17 protein-coding genes are annotated in these 20270 nt (G+C 34.8%); 13 read left to right on the forward strand and 4 right to left on the reverse strand.

Translation table 11 applies throughout. The features are described 5' to 3' along the window. Positions 1-207 precede the first annotated feature (207 nt). From BLQ19_RS11425 to mgrA, 3 genes are all read left to right on the forward strand, one after another. A complete protein-coding gene (locus tag BLQ19_RS11425; protein WP_025615137.1) occupies positions 208-666 on the forward strand; it encodes an Lrp/AsnC family transcriptional regulator in 459 nt (152 codons plus the stop codon). 93 nt (positions 667-759) lie between these two features. Beyond that, positions 760-2166: a dihydrolipoyl dehydrogenase gene (gene lpdA, locus BLQ19_RS11430; RefSeq protein WP_025615138.1), complete on the forward strand. Its 1407-nt coding sequence runs from the start codon at positions 760-762 to the stop codon at positions 2164-2166. 166 nt (positions 2167-2332) lie between these two features. Continuing rightward, positions 2333-3343: an L-glyceraldehyde 3-phosphate reductase gene (gene mgrA / locus BLQ19_RS11435; RefSeq protein WP_074538429.1), complete on the forward strand. Its 1011-nt coding sequence runs from the start codon at positions 2333-2335 to the stop codon at positions 3341-3343. 64 nt (positions 3344-3407) lie between these two features. Here the strand turns inward: mgrA and BLQ19_RS11440 are convergent, their stop codons facing one another. Further along, entirely contained in the window at positions 3408-3641 is a 234-nt protein-coding gene (locus BLQ19_RS11440) for a CDGSH iron-sulfur domain-containing protein (protein WP_024480787.1), read from the reverse strand. Between the two features lie 59 nt (positions 3642-3700). After that, entirely contained in the window at positions 3701-4894 is a 1194-nt protein-coding gene (locus BLQ19_RS11445; protein WP_074538430.1) for a heparan-alpha-glucosaminide N-acetyltransferase domain-containing protein, read from the reverse strand. Positions 4895-5026: 132 nt separating this feature from the next. On the opposite strand from BLQ19_RS11445, the gene BLQ19_RS11450 reads away from it, so the two are divergent. Genes BLQ19_RS11450 through BLQ19_RS11470 form a run of 5 tightly spaced genes read left to right on the forward strand, consistent with a single transcriptional unit; the run spans position 5027 to position 10637 of the window. Continuing rightward, positions 5027-5563 (forward strand): NADPH-dependent FMN reductase, encoded by a 537-nt coding sequence (locus tag BLQ19_RS11450; RefSeq protein WP_074538431.1) that lies wholly within the window; start codon positions 5027-5029, stop codon positions 5561-5563. Positions 5564-5566: 3 nt separating this feature from the next. Continuing rightward, positions 5567-6871, forward strand: coding sequence for an anthranilate synthase component I family protein (locus BLQ19_RS11455; RefSeq protein ID WP_074538432.1), 1305 nt, complete (start codon positions 5567-5569; stop codon positions 6869-6871). 47 nt (positions 6872-6918) lie between these two features. Continuing rightward, positions 6919-8223, forward strand: a complete 1305-nt coding sequence (gene tilS, locus BLQ19_RS11460; protein WP_074538433.1) for a tRNA lysidine(34) synthetase TilS — start codon at positions 6919-6921, stop codon at positions 8221-8223. Next, the gene (locus BLQ19_RS11465) at positions 8223-10187 is read left to right on the forward strand and encodes a protein-disulfide reductase DsbD family protein (RefSeq protein ID WP_074538434.1); all 1965 of its coding nucleotides are present in this window, start codon (positions 8223-8225) and stop codon (positions 10185-10187) included. The genes tilS and BLQ19_RS11465 overlap by 1 nt, the downstream gene beginning before the upstream one ends. A 21-nt stretch (positions 10188-10208) precedes the next feature. Then, a complete protein-coding gene (locus BLQ19_RS11470; RefSeq protein ID WP_074538435.1) occupies positions 10209-10637 on the forward strand; it encodes a DUF1801 domain-containing protein in 429 nt (142 codons plus the stop codon). Positions 10638-10706: 69 nt separating this feature from the next. On the opposite strand, the gene BLQ19_RS11475 is transcribed toward BLQ19_RS11470, so the two are convergent. Next, positions 10707-11864: a neutral zinc metallopeptidase gene (locus BLQ19_RS11475; RefSeq protein ID WP_074538436.1), complete on the reverse strand. Its 1158-nt coding sequence runs from the start codon at positions 11862-11864 to the stop codon at positions 10707-10709. Between the two features lie 321 nt (positions 11865-12185). On the opposite strand from BLQ19_RS11475, the gene BLQ19_RS11480 reads away from it, so the two are divergent. From BLQ19_RS11480 to BLQ19_RS11490, 3 genes are all read left to right on the forward strand, one after another. Further along, positions 12186-14579, forward strand: a complete 2394-nt coding sequence (locus tag BLQ19_RS11480; protein WP_074538437.1) for a penicillin acylase family protein — start codon at positions 12186-12188, stop codon at positions 14577-14579. 57 nt (positions 14580-14636) lie between these two features. Next, a complete protein-coding gene (locus tag BLQ19_RS11485) occupies positions 14637-16172 on the forward strand; it encodes a YifB family Mg chelatase-like AAA ATPase (protein WP_025615148.1) in 1536 nt (511 codons plus the stop codon). Positions 16173-16308: 136 nt separating this feature from the next. After that, on the forward strand, positions 16309-17031 hold the full coding sequence (locus BLQ19_RS11490; RefSeq protein WP_074538438.1) for a DUF6503 family protein: 723 nt from the start codon (positions 16309-16311) through the stop codon (positions 17029-17031). Positions 17032-17314: 283 nt separating this feature from the next. On the opposite strand, the gene BLQ19_RS11495 is transcribed toward BLQ19_RS11490, so the two are convergent. Beyond that, positions 17315-17758: a hypothetical protein gene (locus BLQ19_RS11495; protein ID WP_074538439.1), complete on the reverse strand. Its 444-nt coding sequence runs from the start codon at positions 17756-17758 to the stop codon at positions 17315-17317. A gap of 217 nt (positions 17759-17975) precedes the next feature. Here BLQ19_RS11495 and BLQ19_RS11500 point away from each other — a divergent pair, with 217 nt between their 5' ends. Then, complete coding sequence (locus BLQ19_RS11500) at positions 17976-19076, forward strand: DUF2891 domain-containing protein (RefSeq protein WP_074538440.1); 1101 nt, start codon at positions 17976-17978, stop codon at positions 19074-19076. Positions 19077-19078: 2 nt separating this feature from the next. Continuing rightward, positions 19079-20269, forward strand: coding sequence for an Nramp family divalent metal transporter (locus BLQ19_RS11505; protein ID WP_074538441.1), 1191 nt, complete (start codon positions 19079-19081; stop codon positions 20267-20269). The last annotated feature ends 1 nt before the right edge of the window (position 20270 follow it).

A 20270-nucleotide genomic window follows, 5' to 3' on the forward strand; every position in this document is an offset into this window, starting at 1 on the left:
AATCCGCCAATCCAGATATCAACAAACAAATAAAAACTGAATCGGCGGATATATCAACACCTTAATCTTCTTGAAAATTACGTACATTGTTAAAATATATCAATGAATGATGGTATTTATAGATTATAAAACTAACAATAGTGTATATTGTAGTTTTATAGTTTGGTATACTACCGTTGGAGCTATAAATAGTGAAAATATATCAGAATGAAACTAGATGAAATTGATGCAAAACTGTTGAGCTTACTACAGGCCAATAGTAAAAGAACCACTAAAGAGTATGCTAACAGCTTAAACTTATCTGTGACAGCGGTTTATGAAAGAATTAAGCGCTTAGAAAAAAACGGAGCGATTGATAAATATGTAGCTTTAGTCAACAAGAAAAAAGTAAACAAGGAGTTTACGGTGTTGTGTCATGTAAAATTAGCACAGCATACTAAAGATTATGTTACGTTATTTGAAAAGGAGGTTGTAAAATTAAAAGAGGTAGTAGAATGCTATCATATTAGTGGTGACTATGATTATATTTTAAAGGTTCATGTTACGGATATGGAGGAGTATAGAAATTTTATGGTTTCAAAACTTACAGCCATTAGTCACATAGGAAGTACGCAAAGTTCATTTGTGATTACAGAAGTTAAGCATACCACAGCAATTACAATTTAGCACTTTATTATAACAGAAGTTTAGGCCTTTGAAGGCATTTAAACCAGAAAATAGTACTAATTTTGTTATGTTTATAAAAATTAATTCAAAATTATGAGTTTATACGATGTAGCCATTATTGGTTCAGGTCCAGGTGGATATGTTGCAGCTATTCGCTGTGCGCAATTAGGAATGAAAACTGCAATTATTGAAAAATATAGCACTTTGGGAGGAACTTGCTTAAATGTAGGGTGTATTCCTTCTAAGGCATTATTAGATTCTTCTCATCATTATGAAGATGCTATAAAACATTTTGAAGATCATGGAATTGAAATTTCTGGAGACATAAAACTGAATCTTGAAAAAATGATATCTCGTAAACAAAGTGTTGTTGATATGACAACAAAGGGGATTGAGTTTTTGATGGATAAAAATAAAATTGATGTATTTACGGGTACAGGGAGTTTTAAAGATGCTACGCACATTACGGTAGCTAAAGCAGATGGAACAACAGAAACTATAGAAGCAAAAAATACCATTATTGCAACAGGTTCTAAACCATCAACCTTACCTTTTATTAAATTAGATAAAGAGCGTGTAATTACCTCTACAGAAGCGCTGAAACTAAAAGAAGTACCTAAGCACATGATTGTTATCGGCGGTGGTGTTATTGGTTTAGAATTAGGGCAAGTTTATAAAAGACTAGGAGCAGAAGTTACGGTTGTTGAATTTATGGATCGTATTATTCCAGGAATGGATGGTGCGTTATCTAAAGAATTAATGAAAGTACTTAAAAAGCAAAAAATTAAATTCCAACTTTCTCACAAAGTAAAATCTGTAGAACGTAAGGGTGATGAAGTTATCGTGAAAGCGGATAATAAAAAAGGAGAAGAAATTACCTTCACTGGAGATTATTGTTTAGTAGCGGTAGGCCGTCATGCCTATACCGATGGGTTAAACCTTGAAGCTGCAGGTGTAAAACTAGAAGAAAGAGGACGAGTAGCGGTAAATGAGCATTTACAGACAAATGTTTCTAATATTTATGCTATTGGTGATGTTATTAAAGGAGCTATGCTTGCACACAAAGCGGAAGAAGAAGGTACTTTGGTTGCTGAAATTTTAGCAGGACAAAAACCTCATATTGATTATAACTTAATTCCAGGTGTTGTTTACACATGGCCAGAGGTTGCAGCAGTAGGACAGACAGAAGAGCAATTAAAAGAGGCGGGTATTGAATACAAATCTGGTTCTTTTCCTATGCGTGCTTTAGGACGTTCTAGAGCAAGTGGTGATACCGACGGATTTGTGAAGATTCTTGCGGATAAAAAAACAGATGAAGTTTTAGGAGTTCATATGATTGGGGCTCGTGTAGCAGATTTGATAGCAGAAGGCGTAACAGCAATGGAGTTTAGAGCTTCTGCTGAAGATATCGCCAGAATGAGTCATGCGCATCCAACCTATGCGGAAGCTGTGAAAGAAGCAGCTCTTGCAGCCACAGAAGATAGAGCGTTACACGTGTAATCTAAAATATAATTCATATAGGCCTATCGAAATTTATATACTCGTTTTATCAGTGTTTAAATTTAGATAGGCTTTTTTATTTTTAATAAAGTGCTTAATTTTTCTAAACACGTAGGGAGTTCATATAATTGAAAAATAAAGGTAAGGAATATTTAAAATCTCATCGATGCAGATAAATGACAAAACAGGAATAGCAAACTACCAAGCGCATTCTAATAGGTATACTTCCATGACGTATAATCGTGCAGGAAAAAGTGGAGTTTTGCTTCCAGCAATATCCTTAGGTTTATGGCATAATTTTGGTTTTATAGATAATATTCAAAATGGACGCGAAGTTTTAAGAACCGCTTTCGATTTGGGAATTACTCATTTTGATTTGGCTAATAACTATGGACCTCCTTACGGGTCTGCAGAAGAAAACTTTGGAACCATCTTTAAAAAAGATTTTCAATCGTATCGCGATGAGTTGTTTATAGCCTCCAAAGCGGGGTATGATATGTTGCCTGGTCCTTATGGTAATATGGGGTCTCGTAAATATTTGATTGCTAGCTTAGATCAAAGTCTAAAAAGAATGGGATTAGATTATGTAGATATTTTTTATCACCATAGACCTGATCCAGATACGCCACTAGAAGAAACAATGGGTGCGCTAGCAGATATTGTACGCCAAGGGAAAGCTCTATATGTAGGGATTTCTAACTACCAACCAGAAGAAACTAAAGAAGCCGCCAGATTATTAAAAGAAATGAACGTTCCTTTTATACTACACCAAGCACGGTATTCTATTTTTGATAAATGGGTAGAGAATGGTTTGTTAGATACTTTAGATGAAGCAGGAGTTGGTTGCATTGCTTTTTCTCCACTGGCGCAAGGAATGCTTACCAATAAATATGTACATGGAATTCCAGAAGATTCTAGAGCGGCGAAAAATTTTACGTATTTAGAAACGACACAAGTGCAAGAGAATCTTGAAAAAATAAAAGGATTGGCGAAAATAGCGGATGAACGTGGCCAAAAATTATCACAAATGGCGATTGCTTGGTTATTGAAAAGACCAACGGTATCATCGGTTCTTATTGGGGCTAGTTCTTCACAACAATTAAAAGAAAACGTGGCAGCCTTAGATAATTTAGCGTTTTCACCGGAAGAAATAATAAAGATTAATAAGTTTTCCTAAGGTAAGCTACACTTTATTTGAATATTATAAAAAAAGCCATCTATAATTAGATGGCTTTTTTGTGCTATAAATTTTTATGAGTACCATCGCAATACGGTGGATTGCTAGTTTTCTTACAGGTACATAAATATGCTTTTTTATCTTCTTCCACAGAGAAACGCATCGAAGGAGTGGCATTATGTGCTTTGTGAGAACCATCGCAAAATGGTTGATTGCTACTATGACTACAAGTGCACCATCCGTAATTTTTATCTTTTTCTAAGTCTACGGCAATCGGAGCATATTTTTCTTCACTCATTATATTCTAATTTTTTAAGTGAAGATAATAGAAATTGTAAAGTAAAAATATAGTGGAGATCAATCTTTAACCAGTCTAAATAACTTAAGAGTAGCGTTTCTTATTTTGATGAAAAGATCCTTTGTTAATTTAAAAGCAAAAGTAGCCCAAGGTTCCAATAAAGTGGTGCCTTGTTTTAGGGCACTAACTATAGTTGCTTTGATAACAACTTTATGTTTTTCATACTGTAACGCCAAGAAGGTACAGGTAATCATAAATGCAATAGCGCCAGGAATAATAATAGATGGAGCTAAAGAATGATTTAAAAAGTAGTACAAACCAACACCAATAAAACTTCCATAAAGAATAATATAATGTACTACATAGATAGATAGCGTACTCTGTCCCATTTTTAGTAAAGTACTATTGGTCATAAACTTTCTAAACAACATAAAAACAGCAAAGACTAACAATACGTCACCTAGACGAATGAATAAGTAGTTGTTGAAAAAGATATCTGCAAATAATTGAACTTTTGTAGTTTCAGCCAAGTATAAAAATACTGCGGAAGAGCCAAATAACAAACCAGCACCTAAGGTTAGGGCAGTAGTGATGGCTATAGGATATACATATTTTGCATTTTTAAATTTTGCAAATACTAAAGACAAAAATGCACCACAGGTTGCATATCCAAACCAAGGGAAGATCGTGAATACAGATCCGTTAGCTTTGGTAAAGTAATTCGCAAAAGTTTGTGGTAAGTAAGCATGCGCCCATTTACTGTAGTTAGGCTCAAAAATAAAGAGCAGTATGGTAATTGCTAGTAAGGCAATAGGAAATAGCGCTTTTCTTTTTTCTGTTAAAACATAAAGTGCTATAATTCCTAATAAAGATAATCCTATACAGTGTAGTACATCAACTAAATAAAAGGTATTGTAAATTTGCCCCACTAATAATCCCCAAAAGTTTAAGCGCAAAAGATATCCTATGAGCACTAATTGTAGGCCACGCTTTATTCCTTTGGCAACTCTAGGGTTACTAAAACCTGTTTTATCGCCTTTAGTTAAAAGAAAAGTAAATATAAAACCGGATACCGTAAAGAACACAGGGGCCGTGATACCTCTAAAATAAAGCCAAATATTATAGCCTAAATGAGAAGTGTCTCTAAAGGCATGATCTAGTAAACCATCTACAAAATGCCCTTGTAGCATCATTAATATCGCCCATGCACGCATGGCATCAATAAAGTAAAGTCTATCTGGTTTATTTATCATTTCATAAATAATTTACTGTATATACTTGTTAAACAGTAATTTTAGATGTTTAGTGCCGCAAAATTAGATAATTTTTAGACATGTTGGCACTATTTACTTTATTTTCGTTGTAATAACCCTAAAATAAAATGCATGTCGACAATTTTAGCTTTTGCAGGAAGTAACTCCTCTTCATCTATAAATTATAAATTAGTACAATATACTGCTGGACTAGTAGGAGAAAAAGAGGTGCAGGTTGTTAATTTAGCCAATTATCCATTTCCGTTATATAGTGTTGATGAAGAGAAAAATAATGGATTTGTTAATTCTCTTGTAGAATTTAATAGCGAAATTAAATCTGCTGCTGGTTTAATTATTTCGGTAAACGAACACAACAGTAACCCTTCTGCTTATTTTAAAAATCTTTTAGATTGGTTATCTAGAGTTGATAAAACTTTTTTAGCTGAAACTAACATATTCTTAATGAGTACTTCTCCAGGAAAAAGAGGTGGAATGAGTGCCTTAGAAATTACAGCGAACCTATTGCCTCGCTTTGGAGCAACGGTTGTAGCAACTTTTTCGCTTCCTTCATTTCAAGAAAATTTTGACGAAGCAAAAGGTATTGTAGATGCTGATCTTGCGAAACAGCACCAAGAGGCCCTAAACCAATTCTTAGCTAAACTATCTTAAGTATTGCGAAAAAAAGTTACTTATACCTTTGAGGATTTACCTTTTCTTAAGGATTCGATTTTACAATGGGCACAACAATATTATGAAGTGGTCTGGCTAGATAGTAATGCGCACAAACAAAAGTATGATTCTTTTGATGCGCTTATCGCTGTTGATGCATTAACCTCCATAAAAACGGATCATAAAAATGCCTTTGACGATTTAAAAACCTATCAAGAGCAAACCAAAGATTGGATTTTTGGATATTTGACATACGATCTAAAGAATGATGTAGAAAAGCTGGAATCTGCTAACTTTGATGGTGTTGAGTTTCCAGAGTTGTATTTTTTTCAACCCAAGAAAATAATAAAAATTAAGGGTCATTGCCTTGAGTTTGACTATTTGAATATGGTTGATGATGAGATTGAAGAAGATTATCAAACAATCATCAAGAGTCCACCTAATACAGGAGACAAAACACAGAGTTCAGCCAAAGATATTCATATTAAAATGCGAATTTTTAAAAATGAGTATTTTAGTAAAGTGACTAAAATGCTTGATCATATAAAACACGGAGCTATTTATGAAGCAAATTTCTGTCAAGAATTCTATGCGGAAAACTATACGATGGACCCCCTGAAAGTCTATCAGAAATTAAATGAGATCTCTAAAGCACCTTTTGCTACATTTTTAAAATTAGACGATAAGTTTCTTTTGTGTGCTTCTCCTGAGCGCTATTTAAAAAAAATGGGTTCAAAACTAATTTCTCAGCCTATAAAAGGTACAGCCAAAAGAGCCTCCAATAAAGAGGAAGATGACAAACTTAAAGAGCGCCTAGCGCAGGATGAGAAAGAAAGAGCGGAAAACATTATGATCGTAGATTTAGTACGTAATGATTTGTCTAAGAGTGCCATTAAAGGTACAGTAGCTGTAGAGGAGCTCTGCAAAGTGTACACTTTTGATCAAGTGCATCAAATGATATCTACGGTAATTGCCCATGTAGCTGCAGATAAGAGTCCGGTAACTATTATTAAAGACAGTTTTCCTATGGGAAGTATGACGGGGGCTCCTAAAGTATCTGCCATGAAAATTATAGAAACCTTGGAAAGCTTTAAGCGGGGATTGTACAGTGGTGCTGTTGGCTATTTTTCTCCGGAAGGCGATTTTGATTTTAATGTGATCATCCGAAGTATTCTTTATAATAAAAGTAAAAAGTATATTTCTTTTTCTGTAGGAAGCGCCATTACTGCCAAGGCAACGCCAGAAAATGAATACCAAGAGTGTTTACTTAAAGCAAAAGCAATGCGTCAAGTTCTTGAAGATAATTGATGCTAGAGAACCTATAGACTTCATTTTTCTTATGTACTTTTGTAACTGTGCAAGAACCATTTAAATCACATATTCAAGATAATTTTCCAGAACTAAAAAACAAGCATTTTTTAGTAGCTTGTAGTGGCGGTATTGATAGTGCAGTACTGGTTCACTTATGCAAAACTATAGGATTAGAATTTTCTTTAGCCCATTGTAATTTTAAGTTAAGAGGAGCAGAGAGTGATGCAGACGAAGCTTTCGTAGTATCATTAGCCTCAGAGTTAAAAATACCTGTGTACCATACGAGCTTTGATACGAAAGAATATATGAAAGCGCATAAGGTTTCTTTGCAAATTGCAGCAAGAGAATTACGGTATGACTGGTTCGCTGAACTACAAGCGAAACATCAAATAGCAACTTTGGTTACAGCACATCATGCTGATGATAACGTAGAGACATTTTTAATCAACCTTTCTAGAGGAACGGGTATTGATGGTTTGACGGGGATTCCGGAAAGAACAGCGACTATTGCCAGACCGCTTTTACGATTTTCTAGGGAACAAATCTTGGACTATGCACATCGCTTTGATATCTCCTGGAGGGAAGATAAAAGTAATCAAGAGACTAAATATGTACGGAATAAAATAAGACATAAAATTGTTCCACATTTAAAAGAACTACATCCTTCTTTTTTAAATAATTTTTTACAGAGTCAACAGTATTTAGCCGAAACGGCAAATTTGTTAGACCATCATATTCAGGAACTACGGACGGCTCTTTTTAAAGAAGATGGTGCTGGTTTTATGGTGTCTATTGCCGCTCTTAAAAAGCAAAAAGCCTTAAAATCTTTGGTGTATCACTTATTTAAACCTTTTGGTTTTACAGATGCGTCGGCAATTTTAGACTTACTATCGGCTATGAGTGGTAAAGAATTGCACTCGGTTAGCCACCGCCTGCTCAAAGATCGAGATGATCTGTATTTAAAAGCGGTACAACCTAGTTCCAAGGATATTTTTGAAATCGAAGATCCCTGTAATTCGGTTAGGGAACCTTTGTCCATTACAATTGAAGAAGTATCGGCAATAACAACTACAGGTACAGATACGTTATATGTAGATAAAGACCATTTAAAGTTTCCTTTAACTGTAAGAAAATATAAAACGGGCGACTATTTTTATCCTTTCGGAATGAAAGGAGTAAAAAAGTTAAGCAAATACTTTAAAGACGAGAAATACAGTCAATTTCAAAAAGAACAACAATGGTTACTTTGTAGTGAAGATGCTATCGTTTGGGTGATTGGTAAGAGAGCAGATAATCGATTTAAAGTATCAAAAAAGACACATACAATATTAAAATTTAGCCTAGCATAATGATTAAAAATATAGTAGTTTTTCTGACATTTTTCAATGTTTTTTTAGGATTTTCTCAGACAGACGAAGAGCCTGTTTTATGGGAACAAGAATTAAACAAAATCTCTGATACAGAATTTGAATTAATAATAAAAGCTGATATTTTTAAAGATTGGCATGTCTATTCTCAACACACCGCAGAAGGAGGTTCACAACCCAGTGAATTTGTTTTTGAGAAAGCAAATGAAGATTATGAACTTATAGGTGCAACAACAGAAAGTGAAACGACCACCGAGTATAGTGATATTTTTGAAGTTGATGAAACGTATTTCAAGGAGAAGCTTTTTTTTACGCAAAAAATAAAGCTTATAAATCCGGCGACTACCCAAGTTAATGTGCTCTTGTATTATCAAGTATGTAAGGATGTGTGTATTCCCGGAGAGCAAGAATTTATTTTTGCATTAGATGGTGGCCCGGTAAATTTAGAAGAAAAAACAGTTGATGAACGCAGTGTAATACTTAGTGAAGAATTAATTTTAGATCTTAAGAATAAAGAGAAATTAACCGAAGGCACTGTAGATAGTGTCAGTGGTTCTTCTGGTTTATTTATGATTTTCGGTCTTGGTTTTTTAGGAGGATTAATTGCTTTGCTTACGCCTTGCGTATTTCCAATGATACCGCTAACGGTATCATTTTTTACGAAACAATCAGGAACTAAAAGCAAAGGCATTACCAATGCAATACTCTATGGTTTCTTTATAGTATTAATCTATTTTTTACTAAGCTTACCTTTTCATTTATTTGATTCGGTAGACTCACAAATATTAAATACCATAGCTACCAATGTTTGGTTAAATATCGTATTCTTCGCAATCTTTGTGTTTTTTGCCTTTTCATTCTTTGGATATTATGAATTAACCTTACCGAGTTCTTGGGCTAATAAAATGGATAATGCTTCTTCTAAAGCAGGTGGTGTATTGGGTATCTTTTTTATGGCGGTAACCTTAGCTATTGTTTCTTTTTCTTGTACGGGTCCTATATTAGGTGGACTTTTAGGAAGTACAGCTTTGGCAGATGGTGATGTTGCCACAAACTTATCTACCGGTATGTTAGGCTTTGGAACCGCATTAGCCTTGCCTTTTGCGTTGTTTGCCTTATTCCCAGCATGGTTAAATTCGCTACCTAAATCTGGTGGATGGATGACTACCGTGAAAGTAGTTCTCGGTTTTCTAGAGTTAGCTTTAGCATTAAAATTCTTATCAAATGCAGATTTGGTGGGTAATTGGGGATTTTTGAAGCGCGAACTTTTTATCGGAATATGGATTGTACTATTTATTTTGTTAACACTCTATCTATTTGGTATTTTACGATTTCCTCATGATGGTCCTAAACAAAAACTATCAGGCATTCGAAAAACACTTGCTTTTGTAAGTGCTGGTTTTGTACTTTATCTAGGATTAGGACTAACAAAAACCACCAATTTAAAATTATTAAGCGGATTTCCACCACCAGAATTTTACAGCGTTTTTGAACAAGAAAGTGATTGTCCTTTAGGGCTAAATTGCTTTAAAGATTTTGAAGATGGTGTAGCTTATGCGAAAGAGGTACATAAACCAATTTTGTTAGATTTTACAGGTTGGGCTTGTGTAAACTGCCGTAAAATGGAAGAAAATGTATGGAGTGATCCAGAAGTGTTCAAACTTATAAATGATAATTATATCTTGATATCATTATATATTGATGACCGAAAAGCATTACCAGAGTTGGAACAATTTGATTTTAAGTACGAAACCGGACGTGTAAAACATATTGAAACGGTAGGGCAAAAATGGGGGACTTTCCAAACGCTTAATTTTAATGCAGCATCACAGCCTTATTATGTGTTATTGTCTCCAGAATTAGAGGTTTTAAATACTTCTATACAGTATACCGATACCGAAACCTATAAAGTTTGGCTTCAGGAAGGTTTAGATAATTTAAAATAAACTTGACTCATTCTTAAAAAAATGGAACAGCTACTCTTACTTGAAAATCCAAAAGTGGCATTAGTTTTTGAGGGGTATCCAGACCTTATTAGACCTAAGATGCGTGCACTAAGGAATCTCATATTAGAAGCCGCAAATGAGCTGGATGATGTGCAGGAATTGGAAGAAACCCTAAAATGGGGAGAACCAAGTTATATCGCTAAGAAGGGGAGTACCATTCGTATAGACTGGAAGAAGAAAACTCCAGAACACTATGCTATATATTTTAAATGCACGAGTTTATTAGTAACTACATTCAAAGAAGTATTTCCAGATCAATTTACATATGAGGGAAATAGAGCACTGGTTTTTAAAGTAGAGGAAGAGATACCGGTAAAAGAATTAATATCTTGCATCAAAGCAGCGCTACAATACCATACGATAAAACACGTACCGAGTTTGGGGATGTAGTTGAAAAAATAAAATGGGTTAATTAAAATATAATTAACCCATTTTATAAATTAGTATGTAATGATACTTCTATTGCGCTACCGCTAAGAAATTTGTATTTTCCTGTGGACCAACAACCGTTTCAAGAATTTCTAAAAATGATACATGCACAGCTTCTGCGTCTAAAATATGACCTTTCTTTTTAGCATTTTGCGCCAAGATATATCCTTGCTTTGCCGCTTCCATACGTTGGGCAGGTGTTCCATGATGACCATCACTGGTAAAACTACAGTCGCCAATATTGAAAAATAAGCTTAAGAATTCTTCGGTTTTTTTCCAATTATAGGTGCCACCTCTTTTATGTGTTAAATAATATCCTGTAAAGAAATCAGCTTCTAATTCTGTAGTTCTAGTTGCTTCTGGAGCATTATCTGCAGCACCATTTGGATACCAATCACGATTATTAAATTGTATTTGATGTCCCCATTCATGCGCCATAATACCAGACCAAACAACTTTAGAATCTACACCTGCCTCAGCAGCTAAGGCTATCAAGCCATCGCCAATAACAATTAAATCTCCTTGATCTAATTGACCTTCTAGTGCAATAGCAAAACCATCAAAAGATACAAGAGGGGATTCAATTAGGAAAGTACTTTCTGAATTTACAACGTTTATAAAATAGTCGGCATAAATAGCAGCCTCTTCTTCAGGTAAACCATACCAGAAAGTTAAAATGTCAATGACCTTACTTGAATCATTTAAGGTACTATTGTGTTGGCCACGAACGCTAACCTCATTAGGCATATTCCAAAAACCTTCTAATCCTCTAGTGATTTTTGAAACCAAATTGGTGTACTCTCCATTAGCTCCAAAATATTGTTCGCTAGTATCTGTCAGTGAATAGTAAAAGTTCATTTCAGCATAAAGTTCATACCATTCGGCTCCTAAAGCATCGATATTACTAGAAACAGATTCATCTATGACTGTATTAAATAATGTAGGCGCACATGCGCTAGGAGTTACAACTTGTGAAATTGTAAACGGATTGTCGTTAAAAAGCTCAATACCCTCTAAACGTACTGTAGGAGATAATTGTTCTAATGACGAATTACTTTTACTAGTTGCAGAGCTTTTTGCCACATTGAAAGATTCCTCTATAGAAACGTTGGTCTCCTCTTTTTGACAAGAAGCTAAGAGTAACCCAGCGGTTAAACTCAAAATAATTTTGTTTGTTTTAATTTTCATATGTAGTTTGATTTAGTGTTATGATTACAATAATACCAAATATTGTAGACTATTGTTAAAATTTATAAACTTTATCATTTTTTAAATTGAATAGTGTAATTCAAAAATTAGCTAGTTATAATTTGAAATAAAGGGGCTTTTTTCATTGTATGTAAGTACATTAAGTATTAAGGAACTTTGAAATTTGGGGCTACAGTTTTAAATGCATTTTTCTTTGCCGTATACTGTGCTATACAACACCGTTTTTAATCAATTGGTCTAGTATACTTTAGTAGGCGCTCATCTTATATTATTTTTAACGGTTTAATACCCCCGTAAATTTTGAAAAAGCTCAAAAAAATACTTCTATTCATTAGTACCATTCTATTAATTTTTGTGATTGGAATTGTAATTTTTATATTATCCCTAAAGCCAAGCTACAGTGGAGAGAAAGAATTAGACACTATAAAAAAAGAAGTGAGCGTTTATTATGATTCGTATGGTATTCCTCATATTTATGGGGCATCAGAAGAAGATGCTTTTAGAACTTTAGGTTACGTTCATGCGCAAGATCGTTTGTGGCAAATGGAACTTTTACGTAGAATAGGTCCCGGAAGACTGTCTGAAGTATTTGGCAAAGACATGATTACTACCGATAAGTTTCTTATTTCTTTAGGGATTGATGAAGCTTCTGAAAAGACGGTGGCTCATTTAGATATGAATGACGAAAGCATTCGTCTAACCAATGCCTATTTGGAAGGTGTTAATGCATTTATCAAAGACGGACCCACGCCGGTAGAGTTTTATTTAACGGGGATTGATAAAACCCCATTTGTATTAAAAGATGTCTATAATACCATTGGATATATGGCCTTTAGTTTTGCCATGGCGCATAAAACAGATCCGTTACTTACTTCTATAAAAGAAAAGCTAGGACCTCAATATTTAAAAGATTTGGAAATTGAGGTAGACCCGTCATTAACACTGATTTCTAATTATCCAAAGGGCAAGCAAGCTTTAAAAAATACGGTCTCTGAAATTGCATTACAAGCCTTAGAGAAATTACCTGTGCCCATGTTTGAAGGGAGTAATAGTTGGGTGCTTTCTCCGGAGAAAACAAAAAACGGACACGTTATTTTTGCTAACGATCCTCATATTGGTTTTTCACAACCTTCAGTTTGGTTTGAAGCTCATGTGAGCACACCAACCTATGAGAAATATGGCTACCACTTAGCAGGTGTACCCTTTCCCTTGTTGGGGCATGATAGAAACCTAGCTTACGGATTAACCATGTTTGAGAATGACGATATTGATTTTTATTATGAAGAAGTACATCCTTCAGATAAGCGTAAATATAAATACAAGGAGGAGTGGAAGAGTTTTGAAAGTATCACCAAGACAATAAAAGTTAAAGATGCAGATGCTATTCAATTCACCTATGAAAAATCAATTCACGGTCCAATATTAAACGGTATAGCAGATCAAATTGTAGGAGATAAACCCGTTGCCATGTCTTGGACCTATACGAAGACGGACAATAAAACATTAAAAGCGTATAATGGCATTGTGCATGCCAATGGATTACGTGATTTTAAAAAGTCATTAGCCGATATTAATGCGCCTGGATTAAATATTATGTATGGTGATGCTAAAGGAAATGTAGCTTGGTTTGCTACAGCCAAATTGTATCTAATGCCAGATAGTGTAAACACAAAATTTATTTTAGACGGAAGCACAGGATTGCAAGAACCTCTGAGGTATTTAGAGTTTAAGGAGAATCCGCAGGCTATTAATCCACCTTGGAATTACGTGTACTCCGCAAATAACCAGCCAGATTCTATTCTAGGAAAAATTTATCCTGGATATTATTTACCAGAAAATAGGGCAAAAAGGATAACACAGCTTATTGATGCTAAAAATGATTGGAGTAAAGACGATGTAGCAAAAATGATTACAGATGTTACGTCAAGTGTAGATCCTGCGATTGTGAATAATCTTATAGAAGAATTAAATTCTAAAGAGTTATCTAAAAAGCAGCTAGAAGTAATAGAGAAATTAAAGCATTGGAAAGGCGATGCTACTTTGGAGAGTGTTGAGAGTACTATATACCACCGTTGGGTTTATTTCTTCATAAAAAACACCTTTGGTGATGAGTTGAGTGAAGCGCAATTTACTTCATTTTTGGGAACACATTTTTTTAAAAGAACCATTGCCCCGATGGCAGAAATAAAAGAATCTGTTTGGTGGGATGATATCACTACAGCAGAGATGGAAACAAAATCTGTTATTGTAAATAGATCTTTTCAACAAGCTTATGCTGCTTTAGAGCAATCATTGGGAGTAGATATACAAGAATGGACTTGGAATAAAGTGCACACCATAGAACATCCACATCCAATTGGGCAAGTAGAAGCTTTGCGTAAATATTTCAATGTGGGGCCTTATGAAATAAACGGTACTAGAGAGGTAATTAACAATTTATCTTTTGCCTATACAGAAGATGGCTTATATAAAGTATCATCTGGACCATCTACACGTAGGATTATAGATTTTTCAGATGTAGAAAACAGCATAAGTATTTTACCAACAGGACAATCGGGTAATATGCTAAGCAATCATTACCAGGATCAAGCTAAAATGTATGTAAACGGAGAGTTTCGTAAGATGATGATGAATAAAGAAGCGATTAAATCTTCTGCGGAATCTGTGCTACTATTCAAGCCCTTAGAGGATTAATAACAGAGAATAAAAGTATGTCTAATTATTTTCCTATTTTTAAGGAAAATAATCTAAATGCTTACAAAGGTTTACGGTAGTGCTGTTTTTGGTGTAGAGGCTACAACTATTACAGTAGAAGTCAATGTAGATAAAGGAATAGGATATCATCTAGTTGGGTTACCCGATAATGCTATTAAAGAAAGTAATTATAGAATTGCTGCTGCGTTACAGAATAATGGGTATAAAATACCAGGAAAAAAACTCACTATTAATATGGCTCCCGCAGATTTGCGAAAAGAGGGATCTGCGTATGATCTTACCTTAGCTCTAGGGATTTTAACGGCATCGGGACAAATTAAGTCAGAAAATATAGAAAAATATATCATCATGGGAGAAATTTCTCTGGATGGTAGTTTGCAACCTATAAAAGGAGCTTTACCCATTGCTATTAAAGCAAAGGAAGAAGGGTATAAAGGCTTTATTCTTCCCAAAGAAAATGCTAGAGAAGCTGCTATCGTCAATGATCTAGAAGTTTACGGTGTGGAAAATATCAAAGAAGTTATAGAATACTTTGATATAGGTACTCCCTTAGAACAGACTATAATAGATACACGAAAAGAGTTCTATAAATCTTTAGATTTTCCTGAATTTGATTTTTCTGATGTAAAGGGACAAGAAAGTATTAAGCGGTGCATGGAAATTGCCGCTGCAGGCGGACATAATATTATTCTAATAGGTCCACCAGGAGCTGGTAAAACCATGTTAGCAAAACGTTTACCGTCTATTTTACCTCCAATGACCTTGCATGAAGCGCTAGAAACCACAAAAATACATAGTGTTGTCGGTAAAATAAAGAACATGGGATTAATGAATCAGCGTCCCTTTAGAAGTCCTCATCATACTATTTCAGATGTCGCACTTGTGGGAGGAGGAGCATATCCGCAGCCAGGAGAAATATCCTTGTCGCATAATGGGGTCTTATTTTTAGATGAGTTGCCTGAATTTAAACGTGGCGTTTTAGAAGTAATGCGTCAGCCTTTAGAAGATAGAGAAGTGACCATTTCTAGAGCGCGATTTACCGTTACCTATCCGAGTAGTTTTATGTTGGTGGCAAGTATGAATCCTAGTCCCGGAGGTTATTTTAATGATCCAGATGCACCTGTAACCTCTTCCCCAGCAGAAATGCAGCGCTATTTAAGTAAAATATCTGGACCACTTTTAGATCGTATTGATATTCATATAGAAGTAACACCTGTGCCCTTTGATAAATTATCGGAAGAACGAAAAGGAGAGGGGAGTGTAGAAATAAGAAAGCGAGTAACTGCGGCTCGAGAATTGCAAACCCTGCGTTTTGAAGAAATGGAAAACGTGCATTACAATGCACAAATGAATACCAAGCATATCCGGAAATATTGTAAAATGGATGACGCTTCAAAAGAATTGTTGAAAAATGCTATGGAACGCCTTAACCTATCTGCGAGAGCTTATGATAGAATTCTTAAAGTAGCAAGAACCATCGCGGATTTAGATGCTGCAGAAGCGGTTACAGGAACACATATAGCTGAGGCCATACAATACCGTAGTTTAGATAGAGAAGGTTGGTTGGGATAGTAATATGTTTAGAATAGTGAATGATAGCGTAGATTGAAATAGTAAAGTGTCAATTTAAAACTTCACTATAGCTATTCGTAGCGGTAATCAATCTTATACCAATATTTTAATTTATCTTTTACCTATAAAATAAGAAATGACTAAATATTTTATGGTACTCGTATTCTTCCTAGGAATGCAAATCTCTAATGCACAAAATCTTACGGCTCCAGAATTGTTAGATAAAGCAATTGCTTATCATGACCCAGACAAGCTTTGGAGTGTTTTTCAAGGAAAACTATTTATTACCATGAACTACCCAGACGGTAAGGAAAGGCATAGTGAAGTAGAAATTGATTTACCAAAAGAACACTTTGAAATCACTTCCAAAACAGAGGGTACTATCATTAAACAAACCTTAGATAAAGAAGAGTGCACACTTAACTTAAACGGAACTACAAGCATATCAGAGGAAGCTTTGAAGACACATCGGTTGAGCTGTGAGCGTGCCAATTTCGTGAAGAACTATTACCTCTATTTGTATGGTCTTCCAATGAAATTAAAAGATAAAGGAACAAATCTAGATCCTAAAGTACAGACTAAAACATTTAAGGGTAAAGAATATCTAGTTCTAAAAGTTACCTATGACGAAAGTGTAGGTAAGGATGTTTGGTATTTCTATTTTGATCCTACGAGCTATGCTATGGAGCTATATCAATTCTTTCATGATGAGTCTAAAAATGATGGGGAATACATCCTTTTAAGTGACTTGGAAAATGTTGGGACTATTAAAATGCCAAAAGTTAGAGCGTGGTATTACAATAAAGATGATAAATACTTAGGTACGGATATTTTGACGAAAGGCATACCATTGGAATAAAATGTACGTTTAATAATTTTTTCTAACGTAGTGGCGTCCATGGATGATCTTTTGCTATGGCCTATACACTATTTATAGGCTTACATAGTCATTTATTGAACGATTAGGATTGAAGTGATTATTTAATGTCAAAATAGTATATATACAAAAAGCAAGTACATGGGATATAAATGTACTTGCTTTTTGTAGTATTTTTCAATAATCTGTTGAAGGTTTAAAAACAAAATAACTTAGGCGAAATAGAAATTATGAATTACTGTACCGCATACCTTTAAACCATCAACTATAATGTTTTAATGTTTACTTTAAGACCTTCAACAATTCCTTCTATATTTTTTACCGTTTCTTTGAGGTAATATTTTATGACGACATCGGGTATTCTAATCGTGGTGAATCCATTTTTAAAAGAATGCATCGCCTCTTCTAAATCCATTATCGCTTGTTCGTGGGTAATGGTATTGTACTCTGTATCTACTTCGATGTTGAGTTTTACACGCGAAATAGCTAAATCCACAGATTTCTTACCATCCCACCATTCTAACATGGAGGATATTCCAATTTCTTTTAAGCCGTAGTATAGTTTAATAGCTTCCGTAGGAGTTTTTTTGGTATTCACCAATTTATCCATACGTCCTTTATGTTGTTTACAAAGTTCCACTCCGTAAATGTCAAAAGAATTTTTATGGTCTATATAACTAAGTTCTTTATTACATTCTAAACAGTTCATTGATTTAAGTAGGTTAATAGGTATTCGGGATTATTATAACAGTTACTTTTTTCAAATAGTATATAAACAATTCAAGTTTTAGACGTATGACACATTTTTAGACGAACAACACTATCTATTACCATTCAACGATATTTTTATAGGCCGATTTTACTAATTCTGATTTTAAGTCTCTATATTTACTTTCCATCAAATTAAAATTGAAAATAGTACTTCAATGATCCAAAAATTACAAATTCTTATCGCTACGCTTCTTCTTGTAATATCATGTAAAGATGCGCCTAAACCAATAACAGCTGCAGCCACAACATTAGCGCTTCCAGAGTTGAGTTTTAAAGAAGCCAATAGATTAGCTAATCTTCCTTTAGAATGTTTACAAGTAGTATATCCAAATAAACTGAATCAATCACTATCAGATTCAACCCACCTTCAGTCACCTAAAACATTACACCCTGCATTTTATGGTTGTTACGATTGGCACTCTTCTGTACATGGGCACTGGTCTCTAGTCTCTTTACTAAAACAGTTTCCTAGCCTACATCAAGCAAATATTATCCGAGAGAAATTAATTTCTAATATTTCCGAAGCGAATATAGCAGCAGAAATTGCATATTTTAAAATGGAAGGAAATAGTTCTTATGAGCGTACTTATGGCTGGGCGTGGATTTTGAAATTAGCGGAAGAGTTGCATACTTGGAATGACCCTCTGGCACGTGATTTGGAAAAAAACTTACAACCATTAACTCTCCTTATTATAGATTCTTATACTGAATTTCTTCCTAAACTAAATTATCCTATACGTGTAGGAGAACATACTAATACAGCCTTCGGACTTTCCTTAGCCTATGATTATGCGAACACCATGGATAATGAAGTGCTTAAGAAAACCATTAAAGAAACAGCCATTCGCTTTTATGCAGATGATAGTGAATGTCCCTTAAATTGGGAGCCTAGTGGCTTTGATTTTTTATCGCCTTGCTTAGAAGAAGCTAATTTAATGCGTAAAGTGTATGCAGAAGATGAATTTAAGATTTGGTTTGATACTTTTTTACCAGAACTCACGGATCCAGAATTTAAATTAGAACCAGGCTTAGTGTCCGATAGAACTGATGGTAAATTGGTGCATTTAGACGGACTCAATTTTAGTCGCGCTTGGTGCTTGTATGGTATTTCGGAAAGTTTACCAGAGTATGCACATTTAAAAAACATCGCAACAAAACATATAGAACATTCCCTGCCTACTATTGTAGATGGCAATTATAGCGGAACACATTGGCTGGGTAGTTTTGCGCTCTATGCCTTAAACCAGACCAAATAGTTATGTTTAAAAAAATAGGTCCAGGAGTTTTAGTGGCAGCAGCTTTTATTGGACCTGGAACTGTAACGGCTTGCACATTAGCAGGCGCCAGTTTTGGTTATGCATTGCTTTGGGCAATGTTACTCTCGATAATTGCGACGTTTGTTCTTCAAGAAATGGCTGCGCGTTTAGGGATTATAACGCAGCGCGGACTAGCGGATGTTATCAAATCAGAGCTTAAGATACCCTGGATTAGGAATTTGGTACTAGGGATCATTATTTCTGCCATTGTTATTGGCAATGCAGCTTATGAAGGCGGTAATATTGGTGGTGCAACATTAGGATTGGAAGCAATTTTTGGCGAAGCAAACACCAAAATATATGCCTTAATAATAGGCGGAATAGCTTTTATTTTACTCTATTTTGGTAACTATAAAACCCTAGAGAAAGCGCTTGTTTCCTTAGTGATTATCATGAGTTTGTCTTTTTTAGTTACCGCAATCATTACAAAGCCAGATGTTGTGGCTATAGCTAAAGGGCTATTTGTTCCTTCTATTCCTCAAGATAGTATTCTTAGTATTATAGCTTTAGTAGGTACCACAGTAGTACCTTATAACTTGTTTTTGCATGCTTCTTTAGTGAGTGAAAAATGGAAATCTAAAAGTGATCTAAAACTAGCAAGAAGAGATACTATTGTCGCTATTGCTTTGGGCGGTGTGGTATCGATGGGAATTATGATTGCTGCAACTAGTATAGCTAATAGCACTATTTCTAGTGTGATGGATTTAGCCAAAGGTTTAGAACCTTTATTTGGTAGCGCGGCTAAATATTTTATGGGTATTGGCCTTTTTGCGGCGGGGATAACATCGGCAATTACAGCACCTCTAGCTGCGGCTTATGTGGTTAATAGTGTTTTTGGATGGAAAGCAGGATTGCAGGATAAACGATTTAAATTTGTTTGGATGGCAATTATAGTAGTAGGTTTATCCTTTCTGTTGCTAGGGATAAAGCCCATTGAAATAATAAAATTTGCCCAAATAGCAAACGGAATATTGTTACCCGTAATTGCCGTTTTTCTATTATGGGTAGTGAATAGAAAGGATGTATTAGGAGCCCATAGAAATAGTCTATTTCAAAACATACTAGGAATAGCAATCGTTACACTCACCTTAATACTTGGGGTAAAAAGCATCCTAAAAGTTTTTGGATATTAAG

The sequence above is a fragment of the Cellulophaga baltica genome (assembly GCF_900102165.1).
Classification (GTDB): Bacteria; Bacteroidota; Bacteroidia; order Flavobacteriales; family Flavobacteriaceae; genus Cellulophaga; species Cellulophaga baltica.